Consider the following 20,049-nt stretch of genomic DNA (forward strand, 5'->3'; position numbering starts at 1 on the left):
ACAAGGAGACACGCGATGCGTATTGGTTTTATCGGACTAGGCCACATGGGCGGCCCGATGGCCGCGAATCTGCTAAAAGCGGGTCACGCGGTGACGGCTTTCGATCTCTCGCCGCCCGCGCTCGACGCGGCCAAGGCGGCGGGCGCGACGCTCGCCGGTTCGCCGCGCGCAGCATCTTTAGGCGCGGAGGTCGTCATCACGATGCTGCCCGCCGCGCCGCACGTCAAATCGGTCTATCTGAACGACGACGGCGTGCTGGCAGGCGCGAGCGCGGGCGTGCCGCTCATCGACAGCAGCACGATCGATCCGGCCACCGCGAAGCTCATCGGAGAGGCCGCGGCGGCGCATGGCAATCCGTTCGCGGATGCGCCGGTCTCGGGCGGCGTGGTCGGCGCGCAGGCGGGCACGCTCACGTTCATGGTCGGCGCGGACGAGGCACTCTTCGAAAGGCTGCGGCCGGTGCTCTCGGGCATGGGCAAGAACATGGTGCGCTGCGGCGAAACGGGCACCGGACAGATCGCGAAGATCTGCAATAACCTCTTGCTCGGCATTTCGATGATCGGCGTTGCCGAAGCGATGAAGCTCGGTGAAACGCTGGGTATCGATCCGGCGAAGCTCGCTGCAATCATCAACACGTCAACGGGGCGCTGCTGGAGCTCGGATACGTGTAATCCCTATCCGGGTATTGTCGAGACTGCGCCGGCATCGCGCGACTATAGCGGCGGCTTCGGCGCGGACCTGATGCTCAAGGATCTCGGTCTTGCCGTCGACGCTGCGCGCGGCGCAAAGCAGCCTGTTTTCATGGGCGCAATCGCGCAGCAACTCTATCAGTCGATGAGTCAGCAACGTCTCGGCGGGCTCGATTTTTCAGGCATCATCAAGCTGTACGGCAAGCATGACTGAGTCGGTTCGGCACGCACGTGCGTGCCGAATCAGGTGCTCGCTATAACTGCTTTATTAAGTTGCACTGCACAATGCGTCTCGCTTCGCCTTATGCGACGGAGTCATCGGGATTACGATGATTCGCTTTCCAAAAAAATGTCCTATTCTGAAAGCACGACGCGCGTGTGCCGTGAGTTCCGCTCCAGGAGAAACGGTGTCGCGCGCGCCTCCGATGCAGGCGACGAGCCCGGTCTTTCGGGCGATCAGATGAGGAGCACGCGATGCAAGTTACACGTCATTTGAATATGGAACTCCGGCATGCCACGATGCCGACTTACGTAGCCAGCTATTTCTTTCCGTTGCTGCTTTTGGCATACGAAGCCTGGCGAGTGGGATCCTGGGTCGCGGTGAACGGCTTCAACTTCATGAACTTCAACGCGATGGGCTACGAGTTCGCGTTGATGATCGCCGTGTTCGCCATGCAGGTTATCGTGGAAATCGCGTTCCTCGCGGGGGCCGTGCTGACGCGCCATAAAGATGTCGGACACCGGCTGGCGAATCTGCTGCTCGGGCTGTTCTGCTCGATGGTCGTGCTCGGATTCGACCTTGCGCTGCAATATGGGTTGAGCGGAAGCTGATCCGCGGCGCAGTTTTAGTCGTCACAAAGCAAAGGCCGGCTGTTTCGACGCCGGCCTTTTTCGTTTGCGAGACACGCCGTGCTAGCAGCCCGCCGCGCTCGCCAGGCTCGGCGGCTTGGCGGCGCGTTCGGCGTACCACTTGTTGCTGGCGTCGCGCAGCGCCGTGCGCAAGCCTTCCTCCACGACCGGGTGATAGAACGGCAGCTTCAAGGCGTCGTCGAGCGTCAGGTCGAGCTGGATCGCCCACGCGAGCAGATGGCCGACGTGCTCCAGCGCCGGGCCGCAGCCTTGCGCGCCGCGCAGTTGGCCGGTTTTTGCGTCGGCGTAGACGTGAAGAAGGCCGCGGTTCTGGCGCATGACGCGGCTGCGTCCCTGCATTTCGAACGACACCGCGCCCGTGACCGTCATCTGCTTGTCGAGCGATTCGTACGACGCGCCGACGATGACCACCTGCGGCTCGCAGAACACGATCGAGAACGGAATCTTGCGCTTTACTGGCTGCACGTCGGGGAAACGCGCGGCGTTCTCGCCGGCGAGCTTGCCTTCGTCGGCGGCATCCTGTAGCCACGGACGCGTGCCGTCGCAGTCCCCGGCGATGAAGGTCGCGCTGTCGCCGCACTGCATCGTGGATTCGTCGAAGCGCGGCACGCCCTTTTCGTTCAGTTCGATGCCCGCATGTTCCAGCGCGAGCGGCTTCAGATTCGGCGTGCGGCCGGTGGCGGCGAGCACGAGGTCGAACTGCTCGGTGCGCGTGGCGCCGTCGCGCGACTTGAAGCGCAGCGTCGGCCGGCCGTTTTCCAGCGACATGTGTTCGATGTCGCCGTCCGGATCGAGATAGAACTCGTCGGCGAGCGCCGCCGTGAGCGCGTCGCGCACCGGCGTGTCGGAGAGCGCCGCCACGCTGCCGTTCTTGCCGAACATGAAGACTTCCACCGACAGTCTCGCGAGCGCCTGTCCCAGTTCCAGCGCGAGCGGCCCGGTGCCGAACACGGCCATGCGCTTGGGCAGCGTGCGCACTTCGAAGAGATCGTCGCTCGTAATGAGCTTGTCGCCAAAGACCTTGAGCTCGTCGGGCACGCTTGCCGCCGCGCCCGTCGCGATGACGACGCTCTTCGCCTGGACGCGCGTGTCGTCGCCGACGCGAAGGCACCCCGGCGCTTCGAAGCGCGCCTGTCCGCGCAGGATGGAGCCGTCCGGAAAGGCTTCCGTTTCCTCGATCACGCCGCGAACGAAATGATCGCGCTCCCGGCGCACGTAGTCCATGACGCGCGCCCAGTCGGCATCGAGCGCATGCGTGTCTTCGATGCCGCGCGCCGCCAGCGCGCGCGCGTCGTGCAGGCCGTTCGCGGCGGCGAGCAGCAGCTTCGACGGCATGCAGCCGACGCGCGCGCATGTCGTCCCGAGTTCGCCGCTTTCGATTAGCACCGCGTTCGCGCCCGCCTCGCGTGCCGCGCGGAACGCGGCCATGCCGGCCGTGCCCGCGCCGATCACGGCGACATCCACTTTCATCGGGTCCATAGGCGACTCAGCCGTTATCGGCGAAACCCGGATACAGCGTCATGCCGCCATCGACGAAGAGCGTCGTGCCGACGACGTAATCGCTGTCATCGGACGCGAGCCAGACGGCGGCGCGGCCGATGTCGTCGACCTCGCCGATCCGTCCGTACGGCACGAGGGTCAGCAGCCGGTCGAGCGCCTCCTTCGAATCCCACGCGTCCTGGTTGATCGGCGTGCGGATCGCGCCGGGCGCGATCGAATTGACGCGGATGCGCTGCGGCGCGACTTCCTGCGCGAGCGACTTCATCAGCATCTGAATGCCGCCCTTGGACGAAGCGTAGTTCACATGTCCAGCCCACGGAATGACTTCGTGCACGGAACTCATGCAGATGATCTTGCCCAGCGCCTTCGACACCGGCCGCGGCCCGCGCCGCACGAACTCGCGCACCGCGCGCTGCGCCGTCAGGAATTGCCCGGTCAGATTCGTGTCGATGACCTTGCGCCACTCGTCGAGCGTCATGTCCACGAACTTCGCGTCCTGCTGCAAGCCCGAATTCGCCACGACGATATCTACTGTGCCGTAGCGCTGCACGACGGCATCGAACATGGCGTCGACGGATTGCTCGTCTGACACGTCCGCGCCGACGGCGAACGCCTCGCCGCCGAGCGCCGCGATCTCGTCGGCGAGCTTCTCAGCCGGCTCGCCGTGCGAGTGATAGTTGATGGCGACGTGCGCGCCGGCGTCCGCGAGCGCCTTAGCGACGCCCGCGCCGATGCCGGAACTGCCGCCGGTCACGAGCGCGATCTGGCCTGCGAGGGCTTTTTGCATGAGCCTTCCTGGTGTCGGTTAATTCGATGTGGAGCCGCAGCAAGGTGCGCGCCCGACATGCGACGCCTTCTCACGCGCCGATAAGTTGCCGGTAGACCTCGGCGTAGCGTTGCGCCGCCGTCTCCCAGCCGAAGTTCTGCGTCATCGCGCGTTTGACGACCGTCTTCCACTCGGTGCGCCGCGCCTTCAGCGCAAACGCGCGGCGGATCGACGCGACCATGCCCGCGCGCTGGAACCGGTCGAACACGAAGCCGGTGGCCGTGTCGTCGGCGAGATTTTCGAGCGAGCAATCGACGACCGTGTCCGCGAGGCCTCCCACGCAATGCACGAGCGGCAACGAACCGTACGCGAGCGCGTACAACTGCGTGAGCCCGCAGGGTTCGAAACGCGACGGCACCATCACGACGTCGCTGCCCGCGATGATCGAATGCGAGAGCGTTTCGTCGAAACCGAGTTCGACCGCCACCGCGCCCGGATGCGCCGCCGCGGCGTTCTTGAGGCCGGTTTCGAGCGCCGGGTCGCCGGTACCTAGCACGACGAGTTGCCCGCCGCGCTGCACGATCTCCGGCACCGCCGACAGCAGCAGATCGATGCCTTTCTGCTCCGTAAGCCGGCTGACGACGCCGAAGAGCAGCGCGTCGTCGTCGCGGGCGAGTCCCATGCGCTCCTGTAGCGCCGTCTTGCACTTGCTCTTGCCGGCCGGCTTGGCGGCGGTATAGCGGGTGGCGATCGCGTCGTCGATAGCGGGGCTCCAGATCGCATAGTCGACGCCGTTCAGAATGCCGCTGATGTCGTGCGTGCGCGTCTGCAGCAGGCCATGCAGGCCCGCGCCCTGCGCTTGCGTCTGGATTTCGCGGGCGTAGGTCGGGCTGACAGTGGTGATGCGGTCCGCGTAGTACAGGCCGGCTTTGAGAAACGAAGTCTGACCGTAGAACTCGACGCCTTCCACCGCGAAGAAATCCGCCGGCAATTGGAGCGCGCCGAAGTGCGACGCGGGAAAGACGCCCTGATACGCCAGGTTGTGCACGGTCATCACAGTCGGCACGCGCGGCGCGCCGCCACGCTCGAACGCGCGCAGATACGCGGGCGCGAGGCCCGCGTGCCAGTCGTGCGCATGGACGATATGCGGCCGCCACGCGGGATCGGCGCCCGTCGCGATGCGCGCGGCGCTCCAGCCGAGCAGCGCGAAGCGGCGGTCGCTGTCGGCGTACGGCTTGTGCGACGCGTCCAGATACGGATTGCCCGGACGGTCATAGAACTGATCGGCGCGCACCACATAAACCACGACGCCGTGCGGCTGCAATACGCCGCGTTCGAGCCGCACCTCGCCGGCGCCGAAGGCCGCGCCGAGGCTCGTCACCGGCTGGATATCGGAGAGCCCGGCGATCACGGCCGGAAAGCCGGGCAACACGACGCGCACGTCCGCGCCGAGTTGCGATTGCGCGGGCGGCAGCGCGCCGACCACATCGGCGAGGCCGCCGGTTTTCAGAAGCGGAAACATCTCTGCTGCGACATGCAGCACGCATACGGTCATCGGCGCTCCCGTCGATTATGGTTGACTGCGTTATCGGGCGAGCGGCGCGCCCGCCCCGTCCGGCCTGGACTCGCGATCAGCGCTCGGCGAGCCGCGCGAGCGCCTCGCGCGTGACGAGCGTGACGCCCGACTCGGTGCGGAAGAACCGCGCGGCGTCTTCTTCGGGATCCTCGCCGATCACCAGTCCCTCGGGCACCGTGCAGCCGCGGTCGATCACCACGCGCTGCAACCGGCAACTCGGGCCCACCGTCACCTGAGGCAACAAGACTGCCTCATTGATGTTACAGAACGAGTGCACCCGCACCGCCGACGAAAACACCGACTTCGACACCTGCGAGCCGGAGATTACACAGCCGCCGCATACCAGCAGATTCGTGATCGCGCCTTGCTGGCCGTTCAGGTCGCGCACGAACTTGCCGGGCGGCAACTGTTCCTGATTGGTCCAGATCGGCCATTTGCGGTCGTAGAGATCGAGTTGCGGAATGGTCGAGGCGAGATCGAGATTCGCGGCCCAGTAGGCATCGACGGTGCCGACATCGCGCCAATAGGCGGGCGCGTTCGGATCGTTGTCGGAGGTGACGCAGGACATGCCGAACGGATGCGCGATCGCCCGGCCGCTCGTCACGACGCGCGGAATGATGTCCTTGCCGAAATCGTGGTCCGTGCTCGACGCGGCGATGTTTTCTTCGAGCAGCTGATACAGATACTTCGCGCTGAACACGTAGATGCCCATGCTCGCGAGCGCGACATCGGGCTTGCCGGGCATGGCGGGTGGATCGGCGGGCTTCTCCAGGAACGCGGTGACGCGGCGGTTCTCGTCCACGTGCATCACGCCGAAGGCCACCGCCTCCATGCGCGGCACTTCGATGCAGCCGACCGTGCAGTCCGCGCCGCTCTCGACGTGGTCGAGCACCATGCGCGTGTAGTCCATCTTGTAGACGTGATCGCCCGCGAGCACGATGATGAATTCCGGCGCGATCGACCGGATGATGTCGAGGTTCTGGAACACGGCGTCGGCGGTGCCGCGATACCAGCTCGAATCGACGCGCTGCTGCGCCGGCCAGATATCGATGAATTCGTTGAACTCGCCGCGCAGGAAACCCCAGCCGCGCTGAAGATGGCGCAACAGCGAATGCGCCTTGTACTGCGTGACCACCGCGATGCGGCGAATGCCCGAATTCAGGCAATTGGACAGCGCGAAGTCGATGATGCGGTATTTGCCGCCGAAGTGGACGGCGGGCTTGACCCGTTTGTCCGTGAGCGGCCCGAGACGCGTGCCGCGACCGCCGGCGAGGACGATTGCGAGCGTGGACTTCTGCAAGTCGGTGCGATTCTTTGACGGCGTCTCCATGTCGGCTCCTGATTTTGACCTGCGTCTGTTGATGTCGTGTGGATGCTAGGCGGTGCTTCGTCCTCGAGGGTTGGCGGCCGCTGCGTCGGGCGGTGCGCGCGTTGATGTTCGTAGCATTATCGGCGCGCGTTCGAATCCTGCGGGGCTGGCGTTCGAATTTTTGTTGCCGGCAGGCATTGGTCGTCGAGCGCACTGAGCAAGGCATATGCCAGAGCGCGCGTCGCAAGGCACGCGGGTGCGACGCGGCGGCGCTGTTGCATGCGCGCGACTGGACAAAATGCGGCGCCGCAATTTATAACGAGCACGCGATGCCGCGCCGCGCGTTGGGGCGGCACAATACACAATGGCCCGCCCAATCGACTTTGACCGCTCTTACGCCAGTCCGGAAATGACAACATGAATAATGTCCTGAGTATCCAGTCGCACGTCGTGTTCGGGCATGCGGGCAACAGCGCGGCGGTCTTTCCCATGCGGCGGCTCGGCGTCAACGTCTGGCCGCTCAACACGGTGCAGTTCTCCAATCACACGCAATATGGCCGCTGGACCGGCGGCGTGGTGGATGCGGAGGAACTGCAAAGCGTGATCGAAGGCATCGGCGCGATCGGCGTGCTTGCGCGCTGCAACGCGGTGCTCTCCGGCTATCTCGGCGCGACGGAGCAGGGCCGCGCCGTCGTCGAGATCGTGAAGATGGTGAAGGCCGTGAATCCGCGCGCGCTTTACTTCTGCGACCCGGTGATGGGCGTGGAGGGCGGCTGCACGGTCGCGCCCGGCATCGAAGATTTTCTCGTCACGACGATGCCCGAAGTCGCCGATGCGATCATGCCCAATCACAACGAGCTTCAGAAGCTCACGGGGCGGACCATCGAGACCGTCGAAGAAGCGGTCGATGCCTGCCGGGAAGTCATCGCGCGGGGGCCGCGCGTCGTGCTCGTCAAGCATCTGCTGGATCGCAACAGCCGCGCCGATACGTTCAACATGCTCGCCGTCAGCGCGAACGAGGCATGGTTCGCGCAGCGGCCGCTGTATCCGTTCGCGCGGCAGCCGGTCGGCGTCGGCGATCTCACGAGCGCGGTGTTCGTCGCGCGCACGCTGCTCGGCGATTCGCTTCGCAACGCGCTCGAACATTCGCTCGCGGCGGTCAATGCCGTGGTCAAGGCCACCTACGAGGCGGGCCGCTACGAACTGGAGATCGTGGCGTCGCAAGACGAGATCGCGAAACCGACCGACCGCTTTCCCGCCATTCGCGTGACCGGTAACGCGCCCGCCGCCCGCTGAAGATCAGGCGGCAGCCGCTGCCGCCATCGCCCTGAAGTTCTCGGGCGTAGCGAACGCCAGATACTCGGTTTGCATCTCGGGCGTGAGGAATTCGAGCATCGTGGCGTTCTCGATCCAGAACTCGATCACGTCGAAGAAATGGTCGCCGCGCGTGCAACGCACGGCGCGCCAGCCTTCGCGCTCGCCGATGGCCAGCACCTCGGCGGCGCTGCGCTGCGTTGCGATAGCCATATGGAAAGCGCTGTATTGCGGCCGCTCGACCGTGCCCGCGCCGTAGCTCACGCTGGTTTCGTGTCCGCCGCCGGGCGTGATCACGCGATCGCTCGGATAGACCTCGATGATGCTGCCGCGCTCGTCGCCCGCGACGGCCATCCATGCATCGGGAAACGGCGAGAAGGGCGCGGCGAAGCCGTCCCATAGTTCGGCGAGCACGTGCGCGACGTGTTTCGGGTCGCGGGCGGGAATGGACGCGTGAAATATCATGTGAGCACTCCGATAGAGAGCGGCGCGGTTTGCACGAGGCAATGCGCGTGGATGCTTTCACGCGGCGCCGGCGAGTGTCAATTAGCGTTAGCCGCGACATTGCGGATTAATGCTTTGTTTTGTCTTCCGCATTCTTATTGTCCCGTCATTTGAATGACTAATAGCCGCGCGATAACCACAAACGCTTAATTGCCCGACAAATACACTTGCGGCAATTAGCCTTGAACGTTACGCTTCGTTCCACCAGCGAATTATCCATTCGCAGGTGTACGTTTCTTTATTGCTCAGAATCTTTGAGCCATTACAAACAGCGCCCGTCAGGGCGTGATTCTGTGGCCAGTGCGTGCGTCGGGCTAATTCGACCGCATGCAAAAGCCATATAGGCAAAACTTGCGCGCATGAGACCAGCGCCTCCGAGCGAAACACCCGTTTCGCCCGGTCTTATGTCGTGCGCGACGTTTTGTTGATGCTCGATTCACGCAGAAGGCATGCATGCGCATGTCATCGCGGAGCGTTGTGCGCCTGAAAACGCATGCCGCAACGAATTTATTTAACGATAGGCGGAGTTGAGACATGGAAGGAAAACATACTTATTGGATTAGCGCCCTCGCTTCGGCGGCCGCGTTGGTTTTACTTGCCGGTTGCGGCGGCGGTGGTGGCGGGACCAGTTCGAACGGAACGGGCACGACCACGACGACGAGTTCGGGCGGAACTTCGTCGGGCGGCAGTTCAACCAGCGCCACGCCGACACTCGCTGCGGCGACGCAAGTCGTCGACGGCACGGCACTCGGCGCGGCGCAATGGGCGAGCGGCTCCACCGCGAGCGGCGGCGCGGGCCAGCAGGTGAGCAGCCTGAATTGCGCGGTCGCGGGCAATACGTACAGCTACTCGCATCTGTCCATCTATCAGAACGGCAAACAGCTGGCGTTGCCCGCGAATATCGGCACTGTCGCGCCGACCCTGGCGTTGCAGACGGGCTGCGTCTATCCGGTGCATACCAACGACAACACCGGCAAGATTCGCATGGACGAAACGAGCAATGCGTCGTACACGCTCGGCCAGTTCTTCGCCGTGTGGGGGCAGCCGCTTTCCTCGACCAACGTGGCGGGCATCACCGGGCCGGTCACGGCATGGGTGAACACGGGCGGCGCGCTCCAACAGTACACGGGCGATCTCGCCAGCCTCGTCTTGCCGCAGCACGGCGAAGTGACGCTTGTCATCGGCACGCCGCCCGCGCAGATTCCGACCTACACGTGGATCGATCCGCCGGCGTTCAACAACAATCCGGTCACGCTGGTCTATGGCGGCGTCGTCGGCGATACGGCTGCCTGGCCGGTCGGCGGCACGGCGACGGGCACGACCATCGACGGCATCACCTGCGCCGCGGGCATGGCCGAGACGTTCCACGTCCACGCGCACGTCGCGATCATCAAGGATGGTCAGTGGCTGCAATTTCCGAAACAAGTCGGCATTCCGGGAAGCTGCAACTACGAGATGCACACGCATGACCAGACCGGCATCGTCCATATCGAAACGCCGAACGTGAAGACCTACACGCTCGGGCAGTTGTTCGACATCTGGGGCCAGCCGCTCACGACGACGAACGTCGCGGGTATTCAGGGCAACGTCGTGGTCTATATCAACGACAACGGCGACTCCCGGCGTTACCTGGGCGATCCGCGCGATATCGTGCTGACCTCGCATCGCGATATTACTTTCCAGATCGGCTCGCCGGTCAGTGCGCTCCCCACGTACTCGTGGTACGAGCCGCAATGAGCGATAAGCGATAAGCGATAAGCGGTAAGCGTCGCCGGAAACGGCGTCGAGGCAAGCGGGCGGCGTTCGGTGAACGCCGCCCGTTTCCATTGCGCCGGGCAAAAAAAAGCCGCCCGGGGTAGGCGGCGAGAGCGCGTCCGTTGCGAGACTGTCCCGAACGGGGGAACGGACGCGTGAGGAGACAACGGGATGCAGGTGAGTATCGCAAGGCCGGATGGCCGACTCAACCGGCATTTGGAAGCACTGCGTTTCGCGTTGGCGGGATTATCGCGATTCGCGCATTCCTAGCGGTGTCCGCCGCCGAAGCCCGACGCCATCCAAGCGAATCAGCACTCGTTCGACGGCATCAGACGCGGATAGCCGGGCTGCGCGGAATCGATCGTCGTGACGCATGCGCCGGGTTGCACGTCGAGCGTGCTGTCGATTTCCCGCTTCGCGCCGTCGCGGGTCTGCACGCCGTAGCGATATACCTTCGCGGTCTGCTCCGGAGCCTTGTCGAAGAGGCTCGTCAGATCGAAGCTCAGTCCCGCGCCCGCGCCGATGCCGCTCCAGCCGCTGCCGCCCACGCCGCCGCCGCCGACGCTCACCGCCGGCCCCGACGACGACGCCGCGCCGGTTGCGACCGTGGTCAGGTACTGCTTGTCCGCGATGCGTCCGTTGGCGAGCCGGGCGTCGGCGGGAAGCGCGCCGGATGCGCCCGGACCGCTTGCGCACGCCGCGAGCAGCGCGCATGCGACGACGGCGACGCCAGCCAGCGCCGGGCATTTGACGATGCGTTGATACGATTTCATTGCAGCCTTCATTGAACTTCTGAAAACCCTCCGTTCGACGACGAGCGTCTATGCCGCACAGGCCGCGAAGCATCGGACAAAAAAGAGCCGCCCGACAAGGGCGGCGAGCCGATGTATCGACGGCAGCCGGCATGCGCGGCTGAGGGAGGCGCGCGCGCCGCGGTATGGTGCAGCAGCGCCGTGCCTATTTGAACCAGACTCGTCCGATTCCGCCAGCCGCCGATTCAATCGCGCAGCAGGAAATCCACCATGGCGTCGCAGACGCGGCCGAACATCTGCGTGCCCGTGACGGTCGGACAGCCGCGCGCTCGGGCGGCTTCGATAAATGGCGTGATGGGCGGCTTGGTGACGACATCGCCGACGAACGTCGTCGCGGGAAGGCGCGATACGTCGAAGGGCAGCGCATCGCCTGCGCGCATGCCGGCCGGCGACGCATTCACGACGATGTCGTGTGTCGGCGCGTCGCCGTCATCGGCGATGCGCACCGCGCCGCGTCCCAGCGAGGCGAGCCGCGAGACGAGCGCGCCGGTGCGCTCGGCATCGAAATCCCGGACGGCTAGCGACGCCACGCCGGCCTCGATCAGCGCCTGACCGATGGCCGAGCCCGCGCCGCCCGCGCCGATCAACAGCGCGCGCTTTCCAGCCGGCTCGCAGCCTGCGTCGATGAGCGCGGCGACCATGCCGACGCCGTCGGACATGCCGCCGTGCCACGTACCGTCGGCATTGCGTCGGAGCATGTTGGTCGCGCCCAGGAACTTCGACTCGCCGGTGAGCGTGCGGCAGTACCGCGCGGCGCTGAACTTGTGCGGCACGGTGATGATGATGCCGTCGACGTTCTGCATCGGCGTCACGCCGGCGAAGAAGGCGTCGAGATCGGCCGGCGCGACGTGCGCGGGAACGACGATCGCGTCGCGGCCGGCCGCGCGTATCGCCGCCGTGACGCCGGAGGGCGAGCGCACCTGCGCGATCGGATCGCCGACGATGAAATACAGGCGGGTCGCGCCGCTCAAGCCCGCATCGAGCGATGCGGAAAACGATGTGTCCTGCGCCATGCGTCGGGTCTCTCCGTTGGACGCGCGGGGGGTGCGTGCGTCGATGTGAAAAAGCGTGGATGGCGAACTGTAGTGGAGATTGAAAAGCGCTTCAATGAAGTTCGCCGTCAGAAGCAACTAACGGTCGAGCCGCGACGGCTACACCGACTCAAGAGAGGAACACACAAGCAAAAACAGCGTCTTTAATAGCAGGCAGATGACCGAGCCGGTGAGCGGCTGCTGACGCCTCTGCGCGGTGCGCGATTGGTCAACATGTGTCCGAACGCAAAGCAACGCACGCCCTCGACCCGCTGACCCTGCACTATCCTTTGCAGATCAAGCCCCTTCGGAGGCCGATCATGTCAGTCGCGACCGCCATCGCTCCCGCGCGTGAAGTCCACGACTTGCCGTCGCCGCGCGGTCTGCCGCTCATCGGCAACCTGCATCAGCTGCCGCCCGCGACGCATCATCTGACGCTCGAACGCTGGGCCGCGGAACTCGGCACGCCGTACGTCTTCCGGCTCGGCCGCACGCCGGTCACCGTGTGGTCGGACATCGAATTGAGCCATGCCGTGATGCGCGAGCGGCCACATCGCTACCGGCGTTACGAGCCGATCGAATCCGTGCTGAAGGAGTTCGGCTGCAACGGGCTCTTTTCGGTCGAAGGCGCGGCCTGGCTGCCGCAACGCCGCCTCGTCATGCAGGCGCTTTCCATTCCGCACATCAAGGCGTTCTATCCGACGCTCGCGGCCATCACCGACCGGCTGCGGCGGCGTTGGGAAGCGGCGGCGCGGGCCGGGCGCGTCGTCGACATGATCGCGGACCTGAAGCGCTTCACGGTCGATGCGACGAGCGCGCTCGCCTTCGGCGAGGACCCGAACACGCTGGAACGCGAAGGCGACCTCATCCAGCAGCATCTCGCGCTTCTTCTGCCGATGCTCATGTCGCGCGTCAATGCGCCGTTCGCTTACTGGCGCTATCTGAAAATGCCGCGCGACCGCCGCTTCGAACACGCGATGGCCGAAGTGCATCGCTATATTCGCGCGCTGATGGCCCGTGCGCGCGAACGCATGCAGACGCAGAACGAGCCGCGCAATCTGCTCGACGCGATGCTGGCCCTGCGCGATGCGCCCGGCGCCGACATCACTGACGACGACGTCGCCGCCAACGTGATGACGCTACTGGTGGCGGGGGAAGACACGACGGCGACGTCGATTGCCTGGGCGCTGCTGTTTCTCGGGACCGACGAAGCGCTTCAGGCGCGCGTGGCCGCCGATGCTCGCCACGCGCTCGGCAACGCGCCCGTGTGCCCGACCTATGACGCGATGCGCGCGCTCGATTCGTGCGAAGCCGTGTGCACCGAGGCGAGCCGCCTGCATCCGGTCGCGCCGTATTTGTCGTTCGAACCGCTGGAAGACGTGCGGCTGTCCGGCGTGCACTTGCCGGCCGGCACCAAGATGTTCATGCTGAATCGCCCGGCCATGCTCGATGCGCGCCATTTCGCCGATGCCGCGCGCTACGACCCGCAGCGGTGGCTGCGCGATCGTCGGCGAGGTGGAGACGCGAACGCGCCGACGCATGAAACCCGCGCCTGGCTGCAATTCGGCGCGGGGCCGCGCGTGTGTCCGGGGCGGTATCTGGCGTCGGTGGAAATGCGGCTCGTCGTGTCGATGCTGACGGCGAACTTCGTCGCGCGGCTGGCGACTGATCCGGCGAACATCCGCGAAGTCTGCGCCTTCACGATGGTGCCGAGCGACATGCCGATGCGTCTTCAGTTGCGTGACAAGCCCGTGGCTTCTCACTGAGCATCCGGTGCGGACGCCGGGGCCGCGGGCACACCGCCTCCGGTGGCCATCCACAGCACTTCGGCGTCTTCTTCGCTCGTCGAAATCGCGGCGTGCCCAGTGCGGCTGTCGAAGTAGATGCTGTCGCCGGCGTGCAGATGCGTCGGCGCGTAGAGTTCCGAGTACAGGCAGACGCTGCCGCTGATCACATACAGAAATTCCTCGCCTTCGTGACGGCCCCAATCGTCGAAGGCGTCGAGCGTGTGCGCGGAGATGCGGATGCGAAACGGCAGCATCGCCTTGTGCGCGAGTTCGGTGGCGAGCAGTTCCATCTGATAGCCGCGATACGCGTGGCGCTGGCCCTGATCGCGGCGCGTGAGCGCTCGCCTTCCGCTCGCGCTCGGCGCGCTCGTGTTGCCGAACAGTTCGCCCAGATCGATCCGCAAGCCGCGCACGATTTTTTGAAGCACATCGAACGTGGGCGACATCAGCCCGTTCTCGATCTTCGAAAGCGCCGAGCGCGACACGCCGCACATGCGGCTCGCCGTCTCCAGCGTCATGTCCTGCGCCACGCGCGCCTGTCTGACGCGGCGGCCGAGATCGGCTGCGGACTGCTCGGGCGCTTGGCGGGTCGGGAGGGTAGTCATCGTGAGGGAGGAAATTTTGTTTCCGATAATAACATCAGGACGGCTGTCGACCGCACCGCTGGCAAGCCGACGCACCCTCGGGAGAACCCGTATATTGGCGGCATTGTGACGTGAGGCATCCGCGCGTATAGTCTTCCGCAACCGCGCAAAGTTTCTGATCAGAAACACATTGGCGCACCGTTCAACGCAGCAGCACGAGAGGATTTCACCGTGGACGCTCAATCGATTCTTTCCGACCTCGGCATTGCGGGGCTCGTCGAGGACGGCGATCTCGCCGTCACGTCGCCGATCACGGGGCAGGTCATCGGGCGCGTGAAGCGCCACACCGCCGCCCAGGTCGACGCCACGCTCGCTCAGGCGCGCACCGCGTTCGCTCACTGGCGCAACGTGCCCGCGCCGCGGCGCGGCGAACTCGTGCGGCTGCTTGGCAATCGCTTGCGCGAGAAGAAGACTGCGCTCGGGCGGCTTGTCTCGCTGGAAGCAGGCAAGATCCTGCAGGAAGGACTCGGCGAGGTGCAGGAGATGATCGACATCTGCGATTTCGCCGTCGGCCTGTCGCGGCAGCTTTACGGCCTGACGATCGCATCGGAAAGACCGGGGCATCGCATGGCGGAGACGTGGCATCCGTTCGGCGTGTGCACCATCATTTCCGCGTTCAATTTTCCGGTCGCGGTCTGGTCGTGGAACGCGGCGCTCGCGCTCGTGTGCGGCAATGCCGTTGTCTGGAAGCCTTCGGAGAAAACGCCGCTGACCGCGCTCGCCGTGGATCGCATCTTTCGCGAAGCGCTCGACGAATTCGGCAGCGCGCCGCCGGGACTCTCAGCGGTCGTGATCGGCGACCGTGACATCGGCACGCAGCTCGTCGCGGACAAGCGCTCGGATATCGTCAGCGCGACGGGCAGCACGGAAATGGGCCGCGCGGTGGGTGTCGAGGTCGCGCGTCGCTTCGGCCGCTCGATTCTCGAACTCGGCGGAAATAACGCGGGCATCGTCTCGCAGACGGCCAATCGCGATCTCGCGCTGCGCGGCATTCTGTTTTCGGCGGTCGGCACGGCGGGCCAGCGGTGCACGTCGCTGCGGCGTCTTTTCGTCCACGAAAGCATCTACGATGAAACCGTCGCGCGTCTCAAGGACCTGTACGCGAAAGTGCCGATCGGCAATCCGTTGAACGACGGCGTGTTGATGGGCCCGCTCATCGACGTGCAGTCGTTCGCGCGCATGCAGGACGCGCTGGAACAGGCGAAGGGCGAAGGCGGCAAGGTCTTCGGCGGCGAGCGCGTGACGGTCGAAGGCTGCGAGAACGGCTACTATGTACGCCCCGCCCTCGTCGAAATGCCCGCGCAAACCGAAGTGGTCCTAAAGGAAACGTTCGCGCCGATTCTCTATGTCATGCGCTACGGCGATTTCGACGAAGCCATTGCGCTGAACAACGCGGCCGTGCACGGCTTGTCGTCGTGCGCGTTCACCACGGACCTGCGCGAGGCCGAGCGATTCCTGTCCGCATCGGGCAGCGACTGCGGCATCGCAAACGTGAACATCGGGCCGAGCGGCGCGGAGATCGGCGGCGCGTTCGGCGGCGAAAAGGAAACGGGCGGCGGACGCGAATCGGGCTCGGACGCGTGGAAGGCATACATGCGCCGCGCGACCAACACGATCAACTACTCGTCCGAATTGCCGCTCGCTCAGGGCATCGACTTCAATCTGGGCTGAAGCGTTCAACGCAAACGACTGCGACGGGGGCGGCGTGACTCAACAGGTAGTGATCGTCGGTGGCGGCGTGATCGGGAGTTCGGTCGCGTATTTCCTGCGGGCATCGGACCCGGGCGTGCAGGTCACGGTGATCGAACGCGATCCGACTTACGCGCGCTCGTCCTCTGCGTTGTCGGCGGCATCGATCCGCCAGCAATTCTCGACGCCGCTTTCCGTGCGCATGTCGCTGTTCGGCATCGAGTTCCTGCGCGATATCGGCGCGCGGCTCGAAGTGAACGGCGAGCGGCCGTCCATCGACCTGCACGAGGGCGGTTATCTCTTTCTCGCGACGCCGCGCGGCGAAAACACGTTGCGCGAGAATCACGCGATGCAACGCGCGCTCGGCGCCGACATCACGCTGCTCGATCCCGCCGGGTTGCGGGCGCGCTTTCCGTGGCTCAATACCGACGATCTGGCGGCGGGCGCATTCGGCGAGCGTGGCGAAGGCTGGTTCGATGGCTACGGCCTCGTGCAGGCGTTGCGACGCAAGGCGCAGTCGTTGGGCGCGCGTTACGTGACGGCAGACGTGACCGGCATCGAACGGGAAGGGCGGCGCGCGACGCGCGTGCGCGCTTCGAACGGCGAAGCGTACTCATGCGATGTGGTCGTGAATGCGGCCGGCGCCTGGTCGCGTTCCATTGCGGCGATGCTCGGCATCGACCTTCCGGTACACGCGCGGCGACGCAGCATCTTCAACGTGTCGTCGCCGGCGAAGCTCGACGCCTGTCCGCTTCTGATCGACCCGACCGGCGTCTATTTCCGCCCGGAAGGGCGCACGTACATCTGCGGGACGTCGCCATCGGCGGATAACGACCCGGACGACCTTCCGCTCGACGAAGTGGACCACGTCCTTTTCGACGACGTGATCTGGCCGACGCTTGCGCATCGCGTGCCGCAATTCGAGGCGTTGCGGGTCGAGCACTGCTGGTCCGGCTATTACGAATACAACGTCTTGGACCAGAACGCGATAATCGGCTTTCATCCGGCCATCGACAATTGCGTCTTTGCAAGCGGCTTCAGCGGACACGGCTTGCAGCACGGTCCTGCAACGGGGCGCGGCGTCAGCGAACTGATTTTGAATGGCCGCTACACGACACTCGATCTATCGCCGCTCGGTTGGGCGCGTGTCATGGAAGGCCGGCCGATCGTGGAGAAAAACGTCGTTTAGCGTAATGCTGTTTCGTACGTCGCGAATACGCTTTGAACTGCACTCTTTAAATGATCGGCACCGTCTTCCCCCAAGTCTATCGATGAAATCCACTAGGGCCAGTTGGCCCGAGGAAGCGCATGCTGAATATGTCTCGATTATTCGAGGGTAAACAGGAGGCGAAAGATGGATGCTCGATCTAACACGCAGCACGCGCATTTTGCAGAATGGATGGATGACCAACAGGCACCGGGCGAATCCACTGCAACGGCTTCACACCGCTCTAGCCAGGTGTGCGCCGAACCGGAATATGTTGCCGATGTATGCGGCCGTTTCGCGGGAGAAAAAACAGAAGAGGAACAAAAGTCCTGCGTGGTTCGCGGATATAACTAGGCGTTTTGCACTGCGATTCGTTGCGCGGCAATTCGGCATTCGAGAATGGGCGCGCAGCGAATATCGATAGACAAAGGCAATTCGCGCTGCACGGCGGATTTGCGTATCGTAGAGGACGCGCAGTGGTCGCGGTCGGTTCGCTACATTTCATCGTTAGAAGGCAATTGCGCCGACGCAAGAAGAGCACAGTGCGTCGCTCGAATCCGTTTTCTTTGAACCCCTACGCTGGCGCATGCTGACTGTCCGCATGAAACGCCTCACCGCGTCTGTTCGCGTATCGACTGGAGCGCCGTATGATGCACGTCGATGAACGCGCGGCAGTCGAGCCCCGATTGCCGCCTTCCCTGTCCACCGTCGCGTCGGAAATCGACGGCCGTGCGCATCGCATCGACTCGCCTGCGCGCGGACGGTCGTTCATCGACGTGCGCAAGGAAGCGGACCGCCTGCGCGGCGCACTCGCGGCGTCGACGTGCGTGATGGTCGCGTGGTCGCTGTTCGAAGTGCCGTGGGAAATCGACGCCGACAGCCGCGGTCAACAGATCGCCGCCGTGCTGACCGCGAAGGCGCTCCTGATGCTGATCGCGGGGCTTGCGCTGCGCGGGCGGCGCTTTGCGCGCTATCTGCTGTTGTTCGTGTGCGTCACGAGCGTGCTCGCCATTGCGCCCGAACTCCCCGGCGAGTTCGGGCATGCGCCATGGCTCGCCGTTCTCTCGACCGTCGAATGCGTGACCAAGCTCGCCACGCTGACGCTCATCGCGCTTCACCTCAAGCCTCGTCTGCGCTGAACCTGCGTCGTCTTCGCCGGTGCCGGTGCCGGCGCGCGCGGGCGCGGCCCTGCAATGGCACAATCCTCCCAAGCTCAAAAGTCGACGCGACGAAGAAGCACTGACGCAGGGAGACGCACAGTTGGCGAATCTGGATCTCGACAATCCTTTCCTCGAAGCACTCGGCGCGACACTGACCGCGTGGCGCGACGGCTACGCCGAATTCACGATGCCGATACATGCAGGCCATCTCAACCGCCAGCGCATCTTGCAGGGCGGAGCAATTGCGACGCTGCTGGATGCCGCCTGCGGCTACACCGGTCTCTTCACGACGGCATCCGCGCCCATTCACGGCTTCACGCTCTCGCTCACGGTCAATTATCTCGATCGCGGCATCGGCGATAAGGTCGTGGCCAAAGGCTTTCTCGAACGCAAGGGACGCTCCGTTTACTTTGCGCGCGGCGAGGCGTGGATCGACGATCGCGTGATGATCGCGAGCGCGCAGGGAACCTTCAAATACGCGCGCTGAACGGTCATGGCGCTCAAGAACCTGCTGCGGCGTCTCGACCTTACGACACTTCAGCTCTTCGTCGCGGTCTTCGAGGAAGGCACGCTCACCCGTGCGGCGGATCGCGAGGCCATCGCGGTGTCGGCGGCCAGCAAGCGGCTGCTGGAACTGGAGCAGGCCGTCGGCGCCGCGCTCTTCGAACGCAAGGCGCGCGGCATGGCGCTGACGCCCGCCGGCGAGACGCTACTGCATCACGCCCGCCGCGTGCTGCGCGATGTCGAGAACATCGGCATCGAACTGGCCGAGCATGCGAGCGGCGTGCGCGGCTACGTGCGCATGATGGCGAACCTCTCGGCCATCGTGGAGTTTTTGCCGGAAGACCTGCGGGCATTCTCCGCCGCGCACGGACAGATCAAGATCGATCTCGAAGAGCGGCCGAGCGGCGGCATCGTGGATGGCGTGCTGGACAGCCTTGTGGATCTCGGCATCTGTTCGGGCGAAGCCGATACGCGCGGCCTCGAAAGCACGCATTATCGACATGACCGGCTGATTATCGTCACGCCGGGCGATCATCCGCTCGCCAGGCGCGAATGCGTGTCCTTCGCCGATACGCTCGACTTCGATCACATCGGCCTGCATTCGGCCAGTTCCATCAACGCGCGCACGCACCTCGCCGCGCGGCAGGCGGGCAAGCCGCTGCGGCTGCGCATTCACGTGCCCGGCTTCGATGCCGTGTGCCGCATGGTGCAGGCTGGCATGGGCGTCGGCGTGTTGCCGCTTGCAGTGTTCGAGGCGATGGGGCGGCAACTCGGACTCGCGGCGGTTCCGCTCGACGAAGCGTGGGCCGCGCGCAGTCTCATAATCGTCGTGCGCGATGCGACGGCGCTCTCCCCGGTAAGCCGGCTGCTATATGACCATCTTCGTTCGATAGAAGCCGCGCAGCGCTGATCGCCGAGCGTTCGCGTTTGAC

19 protein-coding genes are annotated in these 20,049 nt (G+C 64.9%); 11 read left to right on the forward strand and 8 right to left on the reverse strand.

Annotated features, from left to right (window positions below):
* The first annotated feature begins 15 nt into the window (after positions 1-15).
* The gene (gene mmsB / locus NCR37_RS15970; RefSeq protein ID WP_250473838.1) at positions 16-903 is read left to right on the forward strand and encodes a 3-hydroxyisobutyrate dehydrogenase; all 888 of its coding nucleotides are present in this window, start codon (positions 16-18) and stop codon (positions 901-903) included.
* Positions 904-1,163: 260 nt separating this feature from the next.
* Positions 1,164-1,520 (forward strand): hypothetical protein, encoded by a 357-nt coding sequence (locus NCR37_RS15975; RefSeq protein WP_206468467.1) that lies wholly within the window; start codon positions 1,164-1,166, stop codon positions 1,518-1,520.
* An 81-nt stretch (positions 1,521-1,601) separates the two neighbouring features.
* Here NCR37_RS15975 and NCR37_RS15980 read toward each other — a convergent pair whose 3' ends face one another.
* The 4 genes from NCR37_RS15980 to glgC form a co-directional block, all read right to left on the reverse strand.
* Positions 1,602-3,038 carry a dihydrolipoyl dehydrogenase gene (locus tag NCR37_RS15980; protein ID WP_250473839.1) on the reverse strand — a complete coding sequence of 479 codons (1,437 nt, stop codon included), beginning with the start codon at positions 3,036-3,038 and terminating at the stop codon, positions 1,602-1,604.
* A gap of 7 nt (positions 3,039-3,045) precedes the next feature.
* Positions 3,046-3,846 (reverse strand): SDR family oxidoreductase, encoded by an 801-nt coding sequence (locus NCR37_RS15985; protein WP_250473840.1) that lies wholly within the window; start codon positions 3,844-3,846, stop codon positions 3,046-3,048.
* 70 nt (positions 3,847-3,916) lie between these two features.
* A complete protein-coding gene (gene glgA / locus NCR37_RS15990) occupies positions 3,917-5,380 on the reverse strand; it encodes a glycogen synthase GlgA (protein WP_250473841.1) in 1,464 nt (487 codons plus the stop codon).
* 76 nt (positions 5,381-5,456) lie between these two features.
* Positions 5,457-6,731, reverse strand: coding sequence for a glucose-1-phosphate adenylyltransferase (gene glgC / locus NCR37_RS15995; protein WP_250473842.1), 1,275 nt, complete (start codon positions 6,729-6,731; stop codon positions 5,457-5,459).
* 396 nt (positions 6,732-7,127) lie between these two features.
* Here glgC and pdxY point away from each other — a divergent pair, with 396 nt between their 5' ends.
* On the forward strand, positions 7,128-8,006 hold the full coding sequence (gene pdxY, locus NCR37_RS16000) for a pyridoxal kinase PdxY (protein ID WP_250473843.1): 879 nt from the start codon (positions 7,128-7,130) through the stop codon (positions 8,004-8,006).
* A 3-nt stretch (positions 8,007-8,009) separates the two neighbouring features.
* On the opposite strand, the gene NCR37_RS16005 is transcribed toward pdxY, so the two are convergent.
* Positions 8,010-8,489: a hypothetical protein gene (locus tag NCR37_RS16005; protein ID WP_250473844.1), complete on the reverse strand. Its 480-nt coding sequence runs from the start codon at positions 8,487-8,489 to the stop codon at positions 8,010-8,012.
* Between the two features lie 573 nt (positions 8,490-9,062).
* Here NCR37_RS16005 and NCR37_RS16010 point away from each other — a divergent pair.
* Complete coding sequence (locus NCR37_RS16010; RefSeq protein ID WP_250473845.1) at positions 9,063-10,265, forward strand: hypothetical protein; 1,203 nt, start codon at positions 9,063-9,065, stop codon at positions 10,263-10,265.
* 326 nt (positions 10,266-10,591) lie between these two features.
* On the opposite strand, the gene NCR37_RS16015 is transcribed toward NCR37_RS16010, so the two are convergent.
* Both NCR37_RS16015 and NCR37_RS16020 read right to left on the reverse strand, forming a co-directional pair.
* Complete coding sequence (locus NCR37_RS16015; protein WP_250473846.1) at positions 10,592-11,056, reverse strand: hypothetical protein; 465 nt, start codon at positions 11,054-11,056, stop codon at positions 10,592-10,594.
* Positions 11,057-11,280: 224 nt separating this feature from the next.
* Entirely contained in the window at positions 11,281-12,108 is an 828-nt protein-coding gene (locus NCR37_RS16020) for a shikimate dehydrogenase family protein (protein ID WP_250473847.1), read from the reverse strand.
* 338 nt (positions 12,109-12,446) lie between these two features.
* Here NCR37_RS16020 and NCR37_RS16025 point away from each other — a divergent pair, with 338 nt between their 5' ends.
* Entirely contained in the window at positions 12,447-13,892 is a 1,446-nt protein-coding gene (locus NCR37_RS16025) for a cytochrome P450 (protein ID WP_250473848.1), read from the forward strand.
* On the opposite strand, the gene NCR37_RS16030 is transcribed toward NCR37_RS16025, so the two are convergent.
* Positions 13,886-14,518 carry a helix-turn-helix domain-containing protein gene (locus tag NCR37_RS16030; RefSeq protein ID WP_250473849.1) on the reverse strand — a complete coding sequence of 211 codons (633 nt, stop codon included), beginning with the start codon at positions 14,516-14,518 and terminating at the stop codon, positions 13,886-13,888. The genes NCR37_RS16025 and NCR37_RS16030 overlap by 7 nt on opposite strands.
* Positions 14,519-14,728: 210 nt before the next feature.
* Here NCR37_RS16030 and amaB point away from each other — a divergent pair, with 210 nt between their 5' ends.
* From amaB to NCR37_RS16060, 6 genes are all read left to right on the forward strand, one after another.
* Entirely contained in the window at positions 14,729-16,228 is a 1,500-nt protein-coding gene (amaB, locus tag NCR37_RS16035; protein ID WP_250473850.1) for an L-piperidine-6-carboxylate dehydrogenase, read from the forward strand.
* 34 nt (positions 16,229-16,262) lie between these two features.
* On the forward strand, positions 16,263-17,435 hold the full coding sequence (locus NCR37_RS16040; RefSeq protein ID WP_250473851.1) for an NAD(P)/FAD-dependent oxidoreductase: 1,173 nt from the start codon (positions 16,263-16,265) through the stop codon (positions 17,433-17,435).
* Between the two features lie 165 nt (positions 17,436-17,600).
* The gene (locus tag NCR37_RS16045) at positions 17,601-17,807 is read left to right on the forward strand and encodes a hypothetical protein (protein ID WP_250473852.1); all 207 of its coding nucleotides are present in this window, start codon (positions 17,601-17,603) and stop codon (positions 17,805-17,807) included.
* A gap of 293 nt (positions 17,808-18,100) precedes the next feature.
* Complete coding sequence (locus tag NCR37_RS16050; protein WP_250473853.1) at positions 18,101-18,592, forward strand: hypothetical protein; 492 nt, start codon at positions 18,101-18,103, stop codon at positions 18,590-18,592.
* Between the two features lie 121 nt (positions 18,593-18,713).
* Positions 18,714-19,100, forward strand: coding sequence for a PaaI family thioesterase (locus NCR37_RS16055; protein WP_250473854.1), 387 nt, complete (start codon positions 18,714-18,716; stop codon positions 19,098-19,100).
* 6 nt (positions 19,101-19,106) lie between these two features.
* Positions 19,107-20,027: a LysR family transcriptional regulator gene (locus tag NCR37_RS16060; RefSeq protein WP_250473855.1), complete on the forward strand. Its 921-nt coding sequence runs from the start codon at positions 19,107-19,109 to the stop codon at positions 20,025-20,027.
* The last annotated feature ends 22 nt before the right edge of the window (positions 20,028-20,049 follow it).

Origin of the sequence: Caballeronia sp. GAFFF1 (assembly GCF_023630705.1) — a bacterium.
In the GTDB taxonomy this organism is placed as follows: domain Bacteria; phylum Pseudomonadota; class Gammaproteobacteria; order Burkholderiales; family Burkholderiaceae; genus Caballeronia.